General features: G+C 47.8%; 29 protein-coding genes. 1 reads left to right on the top strand and 28 read right to left on the bottom strand.

Annotation, left to right across the window (positions count from 1 at the left end; translation table 11 throughout):
* Positions 1 to 196 precede the first annotated feature (196 nt).
* Positions 197 to 979 (top strand): DUF3108 domain-containing protein, encoded by a 783-nt coding sequence (locus MF542_RS08595; protein ID WP_247018037.1) that lies wholly within the window; start codon positions 197 to 199, stop codon positions 977 to 979.
* Positions 980 to 1,035: 56 nt separating this feature from the next.
* On the opposite strand, the gene rplQ is transcribed toward MF542_RS08595, so the two are convergent.
* The 28 genes from rplQ to MF542_RS08455 form a co-directional block, all read right to left on the bottom strand.
* Positions 1,036 to 1,494, bottom strand: coding sequence for a 50S ribosomal protein L17 (rplQ, locus tag MF542_RS08590; RefSeq protein ID WP_247018035.1), 459 nt, complete (start codon positions 1,492 to 1,494; stop codon positions 1,036 to 1,038).
* 175 nt (positions 1,495 to 1,669) lie between these two features.
* Entirely contained in the window at positions 1,670 to 2,686 is a 1,017-nt protein-coding gene (locus MF542_RS08585) for a DNA-directed RNA polymerase subunit alpha (protein ID WP_255832261.1), read from the bottom strand.
* 96 nt (positions 2,687 to 2,782) lie between these two features.
* Positions 2,783 to 3,172 carry a 30S ribosomal protein S11 gene (gene rpsK, locus MF542_RS08580; protein ID WP_247018033.1) on the bottom strand — a complete coding sequence of 130 codons (390 nt, stop codon included), beginning with the start codon at positions 3,170 to 3,172 and terminating at the stop codon, positions 2,783 to 2,785.
* A gap of 46 nt (positions 3,173 to 3,218) precedes the next feature.
* Positions 3,219 to 3,587 (bottom strand): 30S ribosomal protein S13, encoded by a 369-nt coding sequence (gene rpsM, locus MF542_RS08575; protein WP_247018031.1) that lies wholly within the window; start codon positions 3,585 to 3,587, stop codon positions 3,219 to 3,221.
* A gap of 115 nt (positions 3,588 to 3,702) precedes the next feature.
* Positions 3,703 to 4,350 (bottom strand): adenylate kinase, encoded by a 648-nt coding sequence (locus MF542_RS08570; protein WP_247018029.1) that lies wholly within the window; start codon positions 4,348 to 4,350, stop codon positions 3,703 to 3,705.
* Positions 4,347 to 5,678, bottom strand: a complete 1,332-nt coding sequence (gene secY / locus MF542_RS08565) for a preprotein translocase subunit SecY (protein WP_247018027.1) — start codon at positions 5,676 to 5,678, stop codon at positions 4,347 to 4,349. The genes MF542_RS08570 and secY overlap by 4 nt, the downstream gene beginning before the upstream one ends.
* A gap of 57 nt (positions 5,679 to 5,735) precedes the next feature.
* Entirely contained in the window at positions 5,736 to 6,191 is a 456-nt protein-coding gene (gene rplO, locus MF542_RS08560; RefSeq protein WP_247018025.1) for a 50S ribosomal protein L15, read from the bottom strand.
* A 23-nt stretch (positions 6,192 to 6,214) separates the two neighbouring features.
* Complete coding sequence (gene rpmD, locus MF542_RS08555) at positions 6,215 to 6,409, bottom strand: 50S ribosomal protein L30 (protein WP_247018023.1); 195 nt, start codon at positions 6,407 to 6,409, stop codon at positions 6,215 to 6,217.
* Positions 6,410 to 6,415: 6 nt separating this feature from the next.
* The gene (rpsE, locus tag MF542_RS08550; RefSeq protein WP_247018021.1) at positions 6,416 to 6,988 is read right to left on the bottom strand and encodes a 30S ribosomal protein S5; all 573 of its coding nucleotides are present in this window, start codon (positions 6,986 to 6,988) and stop codon (positions 6,416 to 6,418) included.
* A gap of 27 nt (positions 6,989 to 7,015) precedes the next feature.
* A complete protein-coding gene (gene rplR / locus MF542_RS08545; RefSeq protein WP_247018019.1) occupies positions 7,016 to 7,366 on the bottom strand; it encodes a 50S ribosomal protein L18 in 351 nt (116 codons plus the stop codon).
* A 12-nt stretch (positions 7,367 to 7,378) separates the two neighbouring features.
* Positions 7,379 to 7,912 (bottom strand): 50S ribosomal protein L6, encoded by a 534-nt coding sequence (rplF, locus tag MF542_RS08540; RefSeq protein ID WP_247018017.1) that lies wholly within the window; start codon positions 7,910 to 7,912, stop codon positions 7,379 to 7,381.
* 15 nt (positions 7,913 to 7,927) lie between these two features.
* Positions 7,928 to 8,326 (bottom strand): 30S ribosomal protein S8, encoded by a 399-nt coding sequence (rpsH, locus tag MF542_RS08535; RefSeq protein WP_247018009.1) that lies wholly within the window; start codon positions 8,324 to 8,326, stop codon positions 7,928 to 7,930.
* Positions 8,327 to 8,338: 12 nt separating this feature from the next.
* Positions 8,339 to 8,644, bottom strand: a complete 306-nt coding sequence (gene rpsN, locus MF542_RS08530) for a 30S ribosomal protein S14 (protein ID WP_247018001.1) — start codon at positions 8,642 to 8,644, stop codon at positions 8,339 to 8,341.
* Between the two features lie 23 nt (positions 8,645 to 8,667).
* A complete protein-coding gene (gene rplE / locus MF542_RS08525; protein ID WP_247017999.1) occupies positions 8,668 to 9,222 on the bottom strand; it encodes a 50S ribosomal protein L5 in 555 nt (184 codons plus the stop codon).
* Positions 9,215 to 9,535 (bottom strand): 50S ribosomal protein L24, encoded by a 321-nt coding sequence (gene rplX, locus MF542_RS08520; RefSeq protein ID WP_343264876.1) that lies wholly within the window; start codon positions 9,533 to 9,535, stop codon positions 9,215 to 9,217. Before rplX ends, rplE begins: the two co-directional genes overlap by 8 nt.
* Positions 9,532 to 9,900: a 50S ribosomal protein L14 gene (gene rplN, locus MF542_RS08515; RefSeq protein ID WP_247017989.1), complete on the bottom strand. Its 369-nt coding sequence runs from the start codon at positions 9,898 to 9,900 to the stop codon at positions 9,532 to 9,534. Before rplN ends, rplX begins: the two co-directional genes overlap by 4 nt.
* 48 nt (positions 9,901 to 9,948) lie before the next feature.
* Positions 9,949 to 10,185, bottom strand: coding sequence for a 30S ribosomal protein S17 (gene rpsQ / locus MF542_RS08510; protein ID WP_247017987.1), 237 nt, complete (start codon positions 10,183 to 10,185; stop codon positions 9,949 to 9,951).
* Between the two features lie 11 nt (positions 10,186 to 10,196).
* Positions 10,197 to 10,388, bottom strand: coding sequence for a 50S ribosomal protein L29 (gene rpmC, locus MF542_RS08505; protein ID WP_247017985.1), 192 nt, complete (start codon positions 10,386 to 10,388; stop codon positions 10,197 to 10,199).
* Positions 10,389 to 10,407: 19 nt separating this feature from the next.
* Positions 10,408 to 10,818 carry a 50S ribosomal protein L16 gene (rplP, locus tag MF542_RS08500; RefSeq protein ID WP_247017983.1) on the bottom strand — a complete coding sequence of 137 codons (411 nt, stop codon included), beginning with the start codon at positions 10,816 to 10,818 and terminating at the stop codon, positions 10,408 to 10,410.
* A 31-nt stretch (positions 10,819 to 10,849) separates the two neighbouring features.
* Complete coding sequence (gene rpsC, locus MF542_RS08495; RefSeq protein ID WP_247017981.1) at positions 10,850 to 11,545, bottom strand: 30S ribosomal protein S3; 696 nt, start codon at positions 11,543 to 11,545, stop codon at positions 10,850 to 10,852.
* Complete coding sequence (gene rplV / locus MF542_RS08490; protein WP_247019091.1) at positions 11,545 to 11,865, bottom strand: 50S ribosomal protein L22; 321 nt, start codon at positions 11,863 to 11,865, stop codon at positions 11,545 to 11,547. Before rplV ends, rpsC begins: the two co-directional genes overlap by 1 nt.
* A gap of 62 nt (positions 11,866 to 11,927) precedes the next feature.
* Positions 11,928 to 12,209: a 30S ribosomal protein S19 gene (rpsS, locus tag MF542_RS08485; RefSeq protein ID WP_247017978.1), complete on the bottom strand. Its 282-nt coding sequence runs from the start codon at positions 12,207 to 12,209 to the stop codon at positions 11,928 to 11,930.
* Positions 12,210 to 12,222: 13 nt separating this feature from the next.
* On the bottom strand, positions 12,223 to 13,059 hold the full coding sequence (gene rplB / locus MF542_RS08480) for a 50S ribosomal protein L2 (protein WP_247017976.1): 837 nt from the start codon (positions 13,057 to 13,059) through the stop codon (positions 12,223 to 12,225).
* 4 nt (positions 13,060 to 13,063) lie between these two features.
* Complete coding sequence (locus MF542_RS08475; protein WP_247017974.1) at positions 13,064 to 13,357, bottom strand: 50S ribosomal protein L23; 294 nt, start codon at positions 13,355 to 13,357, stop codon at positions 13,064 to 13,066.
* Positions 13,354 to 13,974, bottom strand: a complete 621-nt coding sequence (gene rplD / locus MF542_RS08470) for a 50S ribosomal protein L4 (protein WP_247017972.1) — start codon at positions 13,972 to 13,974, stop codon at positions 13,354 to 13,356. Before rplD ends, MF542_RS08475 begins: the two co-directional genes overlap by 4 nt.
* A 5-nt stretch (positions 13,975 to 13,979) precedes the next feature.
* Positions 13,980 to 14,729, bottom strand: a complete 750-nt coding sequence (rplC, locus tag MF542_RS08465) for a 50S ribosomal protein L3 (RefSeq protein WP_343264868.1) — start codon at positions 14,727 to 14,729, stop codon at positions 13,980 to 13,982.
* Between the two features lie 5 nt (positions 14,730 to 14,734).
* On the bottom strand, positions 14,735 to 15,049 hold the full coding sequence (gene rpsJ, locus MF542_RS08460) for a 30S ribosomal protein S10 (protein ID WP_247017970.1): 315 nt from the start codon (positions 15,047 to 15,049) through the stop codon (positions 14,735 to 14,737).
* Between the two features lie 60 nt (positions 15,050 to 15,109).
* On the bottom strand, positions 15,110 to 15,244 hold a 135-nt coding region (locus MF542_RS08455; protein WP_486209772.1), incomplete at its 5' end, for an EF-Tu C-terminal domain-related protein.

Genomic DNA, 15,244 nt, shown 5'->3' with positions numbered 1-15,244 from the left:
AGCCAGATAGCCTTGCAATGACAATGGCTTTCCTTTGCAAAGGCCCAATTAGCTATTTCAAACATCATTATGCATCAATTGTGGTGCCACTGTGACCTCAATTAATCGCACGAACTGAACACGCTGACGCAAAAGCTTCGAATATGCACATTATTGCGCCACGTAAAGTCCATTACTACAAACCAAGGGGGAATTAATGTCTTTAAAACAAACGATTACAACAGCAACGCTATCCATAATGCTAGCAAGCTCACTTTCTTTTTCTGCTGCATCCGCAACAAAGAAAGAAACCTTTCAGTTTCAAAATCTGAAAGCTGAAAACTATCGCACCGGAACTAATCAATATCTGGTTTATATGCGAGACACATCCACTGGCAAAATACTGGGGATGGAGCTTTGGAACCGCACAACAAATATTATTGAAAAAGACGGGGAAACACTTGTTGAAATAAGGCAGGACTGGCATTCCACACAGGATCGGTCCAACCGTGTGATATATTCACTGAACCGCGTGAAGGATTTCAGCCCGGTTTTTCACAAAACAATTCACGGTGCAGACCAAGCAGTATCAGCCTTCACGTTTGAGCCTAATCTCACGAAAGGTGACACCAATATAACAGGCAATACCCAGGCTTCTTTTAGCATAGAAAGCAAGCCAGAAACCCTGAACTGGGAACTGGATATGGAAACGTTTGGTCTCTTACCGCTTGAAGCTGGGAAGAACTTCCACATGAATTTCTATCACCCAGGATCCAAGACCCCGCCACAGGAATATATTTATTCTGTAACAGGTGAGGAAACCTTAAAGGGCATGAACGGTAATCCACTTCCGGCATGGATTCTGGAAATTGATTATGGCGGTAGAGGTGTAGCGAAATTCTGGATTGATAAAGAAACCAGACAGACACTTAAAATGGAAGAAACCTTCGGGAAAATCCGGCGGTATAAAGTGCGCTTGGGCTTACCAATAGAACAGTAACAAAAAAAGGGCGATCAAAAGACCGCCCTTTTCCGTTTCCAAAAATATGGAAAAAATTATTCAGCGTCAGCTTCAACTGGCACGCCTTTGTTAGCTTTCGCAGAAAGATCTGCTTCAATGCTACCAAATTTGTGGCTGTCTTGGCCTTTAGCGTCTTCGTTACGGTCAACTAGCTCAATAACAGCCATTGGCGCGTTATCACCGTGACGGTAACCAGCTTTAAGAACGCGAGTGTAACCACCTGTGCGATCTTTGTAGCGCTCAGCAAGCTCAGCGAATACTTTGCCAACTAGCTCTTCGTTTTGCAGGCGTGCAACAGCAAGACGACGGTTAGCAAGGCCACCTTTTTTACCAAGAGTGATGTACTTCTCAACGATTGGTGCAAGGTCTTTAGCTTTTGGCAGAGTTGTTACAATCTGCTCGTGCTTAAGAAGAGCCTGTGCAAGGTTTTGGAACATAGCCTTACGGTGGCTAGCAGTTCTATTCAGCTTACGGCCTGATTTATTATGGCGCATATTTCTTACTCCGTTTGCCTATCCGGCCTTGCACGAATTTCCGTGTAGTACCGGTAGGTGTCCCCTAACAAATTCGGGGAGGTTTTAAATTGAACAAAAGCGAGGTGAATTCACCACGCTTTCATCCGGCTTAGTAAGGTACAAAAACGGCTCCGTGGAACCGCTCATGATAACCTTAGTAATCTTGCTCGAGTTTCTTAGCCAACTCTTCGATATTCTCTGGTGGCCAAGCTGGAAGTTCCATACCAAGGCGTAAGCCCATGGAAGAAAGAACTTCTTTAATCTCGTTAAGTGACTTACGACCGAAGTTCGGCGTACGAAGCATTTCAGCTTCTGTTTTCTGCACAAGGTCACCAATGTAAACGATGTTATCGTTTTTCAGGCAGTTTGCAGAACGAACAGAAAGCTCAAGCTCGTCAACCTTACGAAGAAGCTGGCGGTTGAACGCTGGCTCTTCATCTTCTTCAGGCTTAGCAGCTTCTTCTGGCTCATCGAAGTTCACGAATACAGAAAGCTGATCTTGAAGAATGCGAGCAGCGAAAGCTACTGCATCTTCAGGAGTTACTGTACCGTCGGTTTCGATTTCCATTGTAAGCTTGTCGTAGTCAAGAACCTGACCTTCACGAGTAGCTTCAACTTTGTAGCTTACTTTCTTAACAGGGCTGTAGAGTGCATCTACAGGGATAAGACCGATTGGAGCATCTTCTGGGCGGTTACGCTCAGCTGCTACATAGCCTTTACCTGAAGCTACAGTCAGTTCCATGTTCAGTGTCGCACCTTCATCAAGGTGACAAAGAACAAGGTCCTTATCAAGAATTTCAACATCAGCAACTTCTTGGATAGCAGAAGCTTTAACTTCACCAGGGCCTGAAGCTGTTAGGCTCAGACGCTTAGTGCCGTCGCTTGTTACGCGAACAGGAAGCTGTTTGATGTTTAGAACCATGTCTGTCACGTCTTCACGTACACCAGGTACAGAAGAAAACTCGTGCAGAACACCCTCAATGTGAATGCTTGTTACAGCACCACCTTGTAGGGAAGAAAGCAGAACACGACGTAGACCGTTACCCAGTGTCATGCCGTAACCACGCTCAAGCGGCTCTACTACGAGCTTAGCTTTACGAAGTGGATCAGCACCTGGAGTAATAGTCAGGCCATTTGGTTTAATTAGCTCTTGCCAGTTTTTCTGGATCACGTTGTAACCCTCATTCTTAATGACGCTTTAAACAATAATTTAGCGCCAAAGGATCGCGCCAATACTCTACAAGTAACAACCAGTACGGTCGCCGCGTTATACGCGACGACGTTTTGGTGGACGACAACCATTGTGTGGAATTGGAGTTACATCACGAATTGATGTAATTGTAAATCCAATAGCTTGAAGCGCGCGCAGAGCGGACTCGCGACCAGCGCCTGGGCCTTTTACTTCCACTTCGAGGTTTTTCATACCGTGCTCTAGTGCTTTTTTACCTGCGTCCTCAGCAGCAACCTGTGCAGCATATGGAGTAGACTTACGGGAGCCACGGAAACCCATCATACCAGCAGACGACCAGGAAATACCATTGCCCTGTACATCTGTGATAGTAATCATTGTGTTGTTGAATGAAGCGTTTACGTGAGCAACACCATTCGCGATGTTTTTCTTCTCACGACGCTTAACACGTCCAGCATCTTTTGCCATCTCATCAGACCTTTATTTACGGAAGCCCTAAACAGCTTGTTCCTAATTATTTCTTCTTACCTGCAATCGCAACTGCTTTACCCTTACGAGTACGAGCATTTGTCGATGTACGCTGACCACGTACAGGCAGTTTATTACGGTGACGAAGACCACGGTATGTTTTGAGGTCCATCAAACGCTTAATGTTCATCGCTACTTCACGGCGAAGGTCACCCTCAACTGTGTGTTCACGGTCAATCATTTCACGGATCTGAATTACTTCAGCATCTGTTAGTTCGTTTACCCGACGTTCACGTGGGAAATTCAGCGTTTCGCAGATTCCCTTGGCTGTTGTAGAGCCAATACCGTGAATGTATGTCAAAGCGATTTCTACACGCTTATTGGTCGGAATGTTAACGCCAGCAATACGCGCCACGACCATATCTCCTAATCAAATTATTCACGTCATACGACAATTCGCCACAAGACGCGTTGAAGCCGGGGATTATATGAATAAACCCCAATTCGTCAACCGCCTTATGACAGTTTTTTTATGCGGCCAAAACCGCAGCAATTTCTGCAGTTACCTCATCAATGGCAGCCATGCCATTAACTTGCTGCAAAATTCCTTTTTCCGCATAGTACGGCAATACCGGCGCCGTCTGTGCGTAATATTCTTTCAGACGCTTCCCTACTGTCTCTGCGTTATCATCTGGACGACGCTTGAACTCTGTAGATCCACACTGATCACACACACCTTCAACCTTCGGCTTCAGGTTTGTATCGTGATATCCTTCGTTACAGCCGGCGCATGTATAGCGGCCTGCGATTCTGTCAACCAGCGCTTCGTCGTCTACTTTCATTTCAACAACAGCATCCAGCTTCAAGCTCTGCGCTGTAAGCATTTCATCCAAAGCCTCCGCTTGCGCTACTGTGCGCGGGAAACCATCAAGGATGAAACCATTTTTACAATCTGCTTCTTGAATGCGGTCGCGGATAATACCGATTACGATTTCGTCTGAAACCAATTGACCTGCGTCCATTTTAGCTTTTGCGGCTTTGCCCATCTCAGTACCGGCTGCTACTGCTGCGCGCAGCATATCACCAGTAGATAGTTGAACTAGGCCTTGTGCCTTCTCGATACGTTGTGCCTGTGTACCTTTACCTGCGCCCGGAGGACCAAACAGAATAATTATCACCGGCGACCTCCCTTAAGACGCGATTTTTTCAAGAGACTCTCATATTGCTGTGCCATCAGGTGTGACTGAATCTGAGATACAGTATCCATAGTCACATTCACAACGATGAGCAAGCTTGTACCACCTAAGTAGAATGGAACGTTAGCCTGTCCAATAAGAAACTCAGGAATAGCACATACTGTTGCAATATAAGCAGAGCCAATCACAGTCAGACGAGTAAGCACATAATCCAGATACTCAGCAGTTCTCTTACCAGGGCGAATACCCGGCACAAAACCACCATGCTTCTTCAGGTTATCTGCAGTTTCTTCAGGGTTAAACTGAATAGCTGTGTAGAAGAAGCAGAAGAATACGATAAGAGCGATGTACAGCGCGATATATACTGGCTTACCTGGGCCAAGCAGCGCTGTTACTGTTGTAATCCACTCTGGGCCACCTGTCTGGTACATACCGGCTACTGTAAGCGGCATCAACAGAAGTGAGCTAGCAAAGATCGGAGGAATCACACCCGCTACGTTAAGTTTAAGCGGTAGGTGGCTCTTGTCACCTTGGTGAACGCGGTTACCCTGCTGCCTTTTCGGGTATTGAATTACCACACGGCGCTGAGCGCGTTCAAAGAATACAATAAACCAGATAAGAGCCGCTGCACCAATAAGCATGGCAAGCAAAACAGCAACATCCAGCTGGCCGTTGCGACTTAGAGTGAACGCCTGAGCGAGTGTACCCGGAAGCTCTGCAACAATACCTGCGAAAATAATAAGGGAAATACCATTACCAATACCGCGCTGAGTGATCTGCTCACCAAGCCACATAAGGAACATAGTACCGCCCACAAGCGTGATAACTGTTGTTAACACGAAGAACAAACCTGGGTCGATTACAACACCTGCCTGCCCTTGCAAACCAGTTGCTACACCCCAGCCCTGAACGATTGTCAGAGCTACAGTACCGTAGCGTGTCATCTGGTTAATTTTCTTGCGGCCTTGCTCACCCTCTTTTTTCCACTGCGCTAGCGTGGAATTCATGGTTGTGAGCAGCTGCATGATGATGGAAGCCGAGATATAAGGAATAATCCCGAGTGTCACGATAGACATCCGCTGAAGTGCACCACCAGAGAAAGTGTTCACTACATCGAGGAAATTACCTCCCAAATCTGCAAACATGTTTCTCAATGCTACCGGGTCAATGCCTGGTAATGGAATATAAGTACACAAGCGGTACACAATAAGTGCACCTAGGGCGAACCAAATACGCTTCTTCAATTCTTCGGCTTTACCGAAGGAAGACAAACTCAAATTGGACGCCAATTGTTCTGCAGCGGATGCCATATACGCTTACTCCAGCCCCTTAATCTCTATCTCGGCTTATCGTTCTTTTATCGTGCCTTAAGCAACAGTAACTTTACCACCAGCTTTTTCCACAGCTTCAATAGCACCTTTAGAAGCGCCTGTTACTGTGATGTCAACTTTTGCAGTAAGTTCACCTTTAGCAAGAAGACGTACGCCGTCAACAACCTTACCAACAACACCAGCTTCAACTAGAGTTTCGATAGTGATTGCTTTACCAGCATCCACTTTCTTAGCATCGATAGCCTTCTGTAGGCGACCAAGGTTAAGAACCTGGAAGTCTTTCTTGTTCATGCTTGTGAAACCGCGCTTTGGAAGACGACGGTAAATCGGCATTTGACCACCTTCAAAGCCATTGATAGCTACGCCTGAGCGTGCTTTCTGACCTTTGTGACCAGAACCGGCAGTTTTACCTTTGCCGGAACCGATACCGCGACCTACACGCGTGCGCAGTTTGCGAGCACCGTCATTGTCACGAATTTCGTTGAGTTTCATGATATTATCTCCAAAACGCTCGCTTATTGATCTTCAACGCGCACCATGTGGCGCACTTTGTGGATCATGCCGCGAACTGCTGGTGTATCTTCCAGCTCACGCGTTCTGTTCAATTTGTTAAGGCCCAAGCCGATCAGCGTTTCACGCTGATCTTTATGGCGGCGGATCGGGCTAGCGATCTGCGTTACCGTTACAGTTTGTTTCTTCTTAGCAGCCATTGGTCATTACTCCGCTGTAGCAGCTTCTTCAGAAGCTTCGTTAGCAGCAGCAACTTTAACATCACCGCGACGTGCAACGATGTCAGCTACCTTCTTACCGCGTTTAGCAGCGATCTGACGTGGAGAGTTCTGAAGGGACAGAGCGTTAAACGTAGCACGGATCATGTTGTATGGGTTTGAAGAACCCTGTGATTTCGTAACAACGTCTTGTACGCCAAGTGCTTCAAACACTGCACGCATTGGACCACCTGCGATGATACCAGTACCTTGAACCGCAGTACGTAGCAACACACGACCAGCGCCATGACGGCCCTTAATGTCGTGGTGCAGTGTACGGCCTTCACGAAGTGGTACACGGATCATTGTTTTCTTAGCAGCTTCGGTAGCTTTACGGATAGCTTCAGGAACTTCCTTTGCTTTACCTTTACCGAAACCTACGCGGCCACGCTGGTCACCAACAACAACAAGTGCTGCGAAACCAAAACGACGACCACCTTTTACAACTTTAGCCACACGGTTAATGTGGACAAGCTTTTCAACTAGTTCGCTCTCTTCACGATTGCGTTCTGGGCGTGCCATTGGACATCCTTTTCCTATTATCTAAGCCTAGAATGCCAAGCCATTGTCGCGCGCAGCTTCAGCAAGTGCTTTTACACGACCGTGGTACAAGAAACCACCACGATCAAACACTACTGTTTCTACACCCGCAGCTTTGGCTCGCTCGGCAATCAGTTTACCAACTTTAGTAGCAGCTTCTTTGTTAGAACCTGCATCCTTCAGATCTTTTTCAAGAGTAGAAGCAGCAGCTACAGTAGCGCCCTTCACGTCATCAATAATCTGAGCATAGATATGTTGGTTTGTCCGGTGGACTGAAAGGCGTGGTCTGCCCGCACTCTTCTTACGAAGTTGTGTACGGTTACGCTGACGGCGCTTTTCAAAAAGACTAATGTTAGACATTCAAGCCACCCATTACTTCTTCTTACCTTCCTTGCGGAAGATATATTCGCCTGCGTACTTAACACCCTTGCCTTTGTATGGCTCTGGCTTGCGGTACTCGCGAATTTTGGCTGCTGTTTCACCGACTTGTTGTTTGTCGATGCCGGAGATAACGACTGTAGTCTGGTCAGGCGTCTCAATTTTGATGCCTGCAGGTACTGGGAAGTCGATATCGTGGCTGAAACCCAACTGCAAATTCAGTGAGCTGCCTTTCATTTGAGCACGGTAACCTACACCGTTGATTTCAAGCTTCTTGCTGAAACCATTGGTAACACCTTCAAAGATGTTGGAAACCAGTGTGCGCTGCATACCCCACATAGAGCGGGCACGCTTTGTGTCGTTAGCCGGAGTGATAGCAATCGTATTTTCTTCCTGAGCTACAGTAACTTCAGGAACGAATGTCATTGCTAGTTCACCCTTAGGGCCTTTAGCTGTTAGCTCAGCACCGTTCAAGGAAACGGTTACGCCAGCTGGAATAGCTACGGGCTTTTTACCGATACGGGACATTAAATCTTCCCTTCCTTAGAAAATGGTGCAGAGAATTTCACCGCCCACATTGTTCTCGCGCGCTTCAGCGTCAGAGAGAACACCTTTCGGTGTGGAAACGATAGAAATACCAAGACCGTTATGAACACGTGGCAAGTCATTTACAGAGCTATACACACGACGACCAGGCTTAGACACACGGTTAAGTGTGCGAATCACAGGCTCGCCTTCATTGTATTTTAGCTCAATAGCTAACTCAGCTTTGTTATTCTCGAGTTCTGTACGAGAGTAACCACGAATGTAACCTTCACGCTCCAACACATCTAGAATACGCTGACGTGTTTTTGAAGCAGGTGTAGCAACAACAGTTTTACGAGCTTGTAAACCGTTGCGGATACGGGTCAGCATATCGCCGATCGGATCTGTCATCGACATGAGCTTATCCCCTTACCAGCTTGACTTAACGATGCCAGGAATCTTCGCTGCGGAGCCGAGCTCACGAAGCGCGATACGAGACATCTTAAATTTACGATAATAACCGCGCGGACGACCAGTCACTTCACAACGATTGCGAAGGCGTGTCTTGGCGCCGTTACGTGGCAGTGCAGCGAGCTGTAGAGCAGCTAACCAGCGTTCGTCATCAGACAGGCTCTTATCATAAACCTGTGCTTTCAGAGCAGCGCGCTTGTCAGCAAACTTTGCTACAGTCTTCTCACGCCGTGCGTTCTTGTTAATGGCACTTTTCTTAGCCATATCAAAACCCTCCTTGGCGACCGTTATTTCTTAAACGGCATATCGAAGCCGCTTAGAAGCTCAAGTGCTTCTGCGTCAGTCGTAGCCGTCGTACAAATGATAATGTCCATTCCGCGAACTTGATCTACTTTGTCGTAGTCAATTTCAGGGAACACGAGCTGCTCTTTTAGGCCCATTGCGTAGTTACCGCGACCATCGAAAGACTTAGGGTTAACGCCCTGGAAGTCACGAATACGTGGCATAGCAATAGTTACCAGACGGTCAAGAAACTCGTACATACGCTCACCGCGTAGAGTTACTTTAGTACCGATTGGCATACCTTCGCGCAGCTTAAAGCCAGCGATAGATTTACGAGCCTTCGTAATAACAGGCTTCTGACCAGCAATAGCTTCTAGCTCTTCAGCAGCTTTTGCGACCTTCTTCTTGTCATTAACAGCTTCGCCAACACCCATGTTGAGAACAATTTTCTCAAGCTTAGGTACTTGCATAGGGTTTTTATAACCGAACTTCTCAACTAGAGATGCACGGATTGTCTCGTCATAGCGAGTGCGTAGACGTGGCTGAACAGTATTAGCCATCGATCACCTCCCCAGACTTTTTAGCAACGCGAACCTTGCTACCGTCTTTGGATACTTTGAAACCAACGCGTGTTGGTGCACCGTCTTTTGGGTCCTCAATCATGAGGTTAGACAGCTGAATCGGAGCTTCTTTAGTCTCGATTCCACCAGCACTCACCTGAGTTGGACGCTTGTGACGCTTTACAAGGTTTACACCCTGTACAGTCGCACGACCTTCAGCAGGCATTACAGATGTGATTTCGCCGCGCTTGCCTTTATCTTTACCAGCAATCACAACGACCTTATCACCTTTTCTAAGCTTAGCGGCCATTATAACACCTCCGGTGCAAGCGAGATGATCTTCATGTGTTTCTTAGCACGCAGCTCACGAACAACAGGGCCAAAGATACGTGTACCGATTGGCTCATGGTTTTTGTTCACTAGAACAGCGGCATTGTTGTCGAAACGAATAGTAGTACCATCGTTACGACGAACTTCTTTTGCAGTGCGAACGATAACGGCACGATGCACGTCACCCTTCTTAACACGACCCCGAGGGATCGCCTCTTTGACTGAGACAACAATAATGTCGCCTACTCCAGCAGTCTTACGTTTAGATCCGCCAAGGACCTTAATGCACTGTACCCTCTTGGCCCCGGAGTTGTCGGCCACATCGAGGTTAGTTTGCATCTGAATCATGGGTTACCCCTTATATTAATTCAACGACAAACAGTAGAACGGTGAGGCTTACGCCTCACCGCCAACTACTTGCCAAGTCTTCAGTTTAGAAAGAGGACGACATTCCTGAATACGGACTACATCCCCAACCTGAATTTGGTTGCTCTCATCATGAGCGTGGTACTTCTTAGAACGTTTAATAATTTTGTCAAGCAAAGGATGCTTCACACGACGTTCAACATTCACAACAACAGTTTTATCACCTTTGTTGCTTACCACTACACCTTGCAGAATACGCTTTGGCATTGATTAACTCCTTACGCCTCTGCCTGCTCACCGAGGATCGTCTGGATCCGCGCAACATCGCGGCGGATCTGACGAACACGAGCAGTATTTTCTAATTGGCCGGAAGCAGCCTGAAAGCGCAGGTTAAACTGCTCTTTCTTTAGGCTTACAAGCTCTTCACGGAGCTCGTCTTTCGACTTTGAACGAAGCTCTGACGCTTTCATCACTTTTCTCCGTAAAACTCTAGTTCATCCGTTCCACGATACGTGTACCAACGGACAGCTTTGCAGCTGCACGTTCGAACGCACCACGGGCCAGTTCTTCTGATACACCGTCGATCTCAAACATGATACGGCCAGGCTTGACTTTACATACCCAACGATCAACGGAACCTTTACCTTTACCCATACGAACTTCAGCAGGTTTCGCAGTTACAGGTGTATCCGGGAAAATGCGGATCCATACCTTACCAGAACGCTTCATGTGACGGTTCATGGCACGACGAGCTGCCTCGATCTGACGAGCAGATACACGGCCAGGGTCTGTAGCTTTCAGACCAAACTGACCAAAGTTAAGTGTTGTTCCACCCTTGGCATTGCCGTGGATGCGGCCTTTGTGGGCCTTGCGGAACTTAGTACGCTTCGGTTGCAACATAGTGTGTCGCTCCTACTCTAGCCGTCCCAGCCTAACGGCGGGACGGGCCTCCTTGACTTTGAGCTTCGTTTGCACGGCGCTCGTGAGCCATCGGGTCGTGTTCCATGATTTCGCCTTTGAACACCCATACTTTCATACCGAGAATACCGTATGCAGTAAGAGCTTCAGACGTACCATAATCGATGTCTGCACGAAGTGTGTGTAGTGGCACACGGCCTTCACGGTACCATTCAGTACGCGCGATTTCCGCACCACCAAGACGACCAGCACAGTTGATACGAATACCACCAGCGCCAAGACGCATTGCACTTTGAACAGAGCGTTTCATTGCACGGCGGAACGCAACACGGCGCTCTAGCTGTTGTGCAATATTGTCAGCGATAAGCTGAGCATCGATCTCTGGCTTGCGAACTTCAACGATATTCAGGCTAACTTCTGAAGTTGTGAAGTTTGCAACACGTTTGCGAAGCTTCTCAATATCAGCGCCTTTTTTACCGATGATCACACCCGGACGAGCCGAGTAGATAGTTACGCGACATTTTTTCGCTGGACGTTCGATAACGACCTTTGAAATACCAGCCTGCGATAGTTCTTTAAACACGAACTCGCGGATTTTGAGGTCTTCGTGCAGCATTGAGCCGTACTCTTCACCCTCAGCATACCAACGTGAGTCCCAGGTGCGGTTAACACCCAGGCGCAGACCAACGGGACTTACTTTCTGACCCATTATACTGTCTCCTCAACTTCGCGCACGACAATGCGCAGACGGCTGAATGGCTTAACGATTTTTGCAGCGCGGCCACGAGCACGAGCACGGAAACGTTTCATCGTCAGTGCTTTACCCACAGTTGCTTCAGCAACAATCAGGTTATCAACATCCAGGTTGTGGTTATTTTCTGCGTTTGCAATTGCAGACTGCAGAACTTTTTTAACATCAATCGCAGAACGACGACGGTTAAAGCTCAGTGAAGTAAGAGCTTTTTCCACTTTCATACCACGAATAGTCGCCGCAACTAGGTTTAGTTTCTGCGGCGAGCCACGAAGCATAGTAGCTGTAGCGACTGCTTCGTTATCCGCCACACGGCGTGGTGCAGATTGCTTACCCACTGTTACTTCCTCTTCGCTTTTTTGTCAGCCGCGTGACCGTAGTAAGTACGAGTCGGCGCGAATTCACCAAGCTTATGACCAACCATATCTTCTGATACATAAACAGGGATGAACTTCTGACCATTGTAAGTATTGAAAGTAATACCTACAAAGTTTGGTAGAATCGTAGACCGGCGTGACCAAGTCTGGATTGTTAGGTTTGCTTTGCCACTTTCATGAGCCGCTTCCACCTTCTTGAGAAGGTGCATGTCAACGAAAGGGCCTTTCCATACAGAGCGTGCCATATTACAGGACTCCTTAGCGTTTCTTGCGCTCGTGGCGCGTGCGGATGATAAGCTTGTCAGTCGCTTTATTAGAGCGTGTACGCTTACCTTTTGTTGGTTTACCCCAAGGTGTCACTGGGTGACGACCACCTGAAGTACGGCCTTCACCACCACCATGTGGGTGATCCACCGGGTTCATGGCAACACCACGAACAGATGGACGGCGACCAAGCCAACGATTCCGACCCGCTTTAGCGAGCTTAATGTTCTGGTTGTCTGGGTTAGATACAGCACCAACTGTAGCTACACACTCAGAACGAACCACACGAACTTCACCGGAAGATAGACGAAGCTGAGCGTAACCACGGTCACGACCGATAAGCTGGGCATATGCACCAGCTGAACGAGCGATCTGACCACCCTTGCCTTTTTTCATCTCAACATTGTGGATGATTGTACCAACAGGCATGTTAGCAAGAGGCATTACGTTACCAGGCTTCACGTCAACCTTCTCACCAGCGATAACAGTATCGCCTGGAGCAAGACGCTGTGGAGCAAGGATGTACGCTAGTTCACCATCTTCATACTTGATGAGAGCGATGAACGCTGTACGGTTTGGATCGTATTCAAGGCGTTCTACAGTCGCTGGTACATCCCATTTCGTACGCTTGAAATCAATCATACGGTATGTACGCTTGTGACCACCACCACGGCGACGAGCTGTGATGCGACCTTTGTTGTTACGACCACCAGATTTTGTCAAACCTTCAGTAAGCGCTTTTACAGGCTTGCCCTTGTGAAGACCTTCACGGTCTACAAGAACGAGGCCACGCTGACCTGGAGTATTTGGTTTATACTGCTTGAGTGCCATTGGATTACACTCCTGTCGTCACGTCAATGCTGTGACCTTCAACCAAAGTAACCATTGCCTTTTTGTACTCGGCGCGCTTGCCTTGTACACCACGGAAACGTTTCACTTTGCCTTCTTGGCGTAGCGTATTGACTTTTTTCACTTTCACGTCGAACAGTGCTTCAACAGCAGCTTTAATAGCTGGCTTAGTAGCATCGATCGCAACTTTGAAAGTTACTTGGTTGAACTCAGCACCTAGTGTTGCTTTCTCAGTGATCACTGGGCTTTTGATGACATCATAATGCTTCGCACTGGTCATTTGAGCCTCTCCTCGAGCTTAGCAACCGCCTCTTTAGTGAGAACAAGTGTGTCACGACGGATAATGTCGTACACGTTCGCACCTTGAGTTGGTAGAACATCAACGTTCGGGATGTTGCTTACTGCGCGCTTGAAGTTTTCATTCACTTCAGCACCGTCGACAAACAGAGCGTTAGCAAGACCAAGCTTCTCTAGCTTAGCTTTTAGCTCTTTAGTTTTGCCTTCTTTCAGTTCAGCAGCATCAACAACGATCAGCTTACCTTCAGCCTGCTTTGCAGAAAGCGCAGTCTTAAGACCAAGCTTACGTACTTTTTTAGGCAGGTCGAAACCGTGATCACGTGGGATAGGACCGAATGCACGACCACCACCAACGAAGATGTTAGAACGACGAGAACCGTGACGGGCTGTACCGCCACCTTTTTGGCGACCAAGACGAGTACCTGTGCGAGATACGTCGCTGCGGAATTGTACAGCGTGAGTACCAGCACGGCGCTTAGCAAGCTGCCAGTTTACAACACGGTGCAGGATGTCTGCACGTGCTTCTAGGCCAAAGATAGCGTCATCTAGAGTGATGTCGCCAGCTTTTTTGGCATCAAGAGTAAGGACATTCGTTTTCATGTCGCTTATTCCTCAGTAGCTTCTGCAGCGTCAGCTTCAACTGGAGCTTCTGCAGCAGGTGCAGCTTCTTCAGCTTTAGCAGGCATACGGAATGCAGCCGGCATCGGCAGGCCTTCCGGTGCAGCCTTCTTCACAGCGTCAGAAACGAGTACCCAGCTCTCTTTAGAACCTGGTAGACCGCCTTTAACGAGGATTAGGCCTTCTTCAACGCGTGTTTCAACGATTTCAAGGCTTTGTACAGTCGTACGGTGATCACCCATGTGACCAGCCATCTTCTTACCTTTAAATACACGACCAGGGTCTTGACATTGACCTGTGGAACCGTGTGAACGGTGAGAGATGGATACACCGTGCGAAGCACGTAGACCACCAAAGTTGTGACGCTTCATCGCACCAGCAAAACCTTTACCCTTTGATGTACCAACAACGTCAACGCGCTGGCCAGTAACAAAGTGGTCTGCTGTGATTTCAGCACCAACCTCAACAAGAGCTTCTTCGCTTACACGGAACTCAGCGATTTTCGCTTTAGGTTCTACTTGTGCTTTAGCAAAGTGGCCGCGCTGAGCTTTGGTCACGTTTTTAACTTTACGAGTACCAGCACCTAGTTGAAGAGCTGTGTAACCGTCTTTTTCATTTGTGCGCTGAGCAACAACCTGACAGCCTTCAAGCTGTAGAACTGTTACTGGCACGTGATGACCGGCATCATTGAAGATGCGTGTCATACCTAGTTTCTTTGCAATCAAACCTGTACGCATGGTGATTATCCTTGCAGTTTGATTTCAACATCAACACCAGCAGCAAGGTCTAGCTTCATAAGAGCATCAACTGTCTGCGGAGTTGGGTCAATGATGTCGAGCAAGCGTTTGTGTGTACGCATTTCGAATTGCTCACGAGACTTCTTGTTCACGTGTGGACCACGAAGAACTGTGAACTTTTCGATCTTTGTTGGCATCGGGATAGGACCGCGAACCAATGCGCCAGTACGCTTTGCCGTATTAGCAATTTCACCAGTGGCTTGGTCAAGCACACGGTGGTCAAATGCCTTCAGGCGGATGCGAATATTTTGCGCTTCCATTGATCTTTACCTTAAAAAAGAGGGCCCCAACCCAACTCAGTGAGCGGGGCCGTAATTCAATTATTCGATGATTTCAGCTACAACGCCGGCGCCTACAGTGCGGCCACCTTCGCGGATAGCAAAACGAAGACCTTCGTCCATCGCGATTGGTGCGATAAGCTCAACCTTCAGGTTCACGTTATCACCAGGCATTAC

Source organism: Kordiimonas laminariae, from assembly GCF_023008165.1.
GTDB classification, from domain to species: Bacteria; Pseudomonadota; Alphaproteobacteria; order Sphingomonadales; family Kordiimonadaceae; genus Kordiimonas; species Kordiimonas laminariae.
The sequence above is the reverse complement of the archived record's forward strand: the minus strand, read 5'-3'. Positions and strand labels throughout refer to the sequence as shown.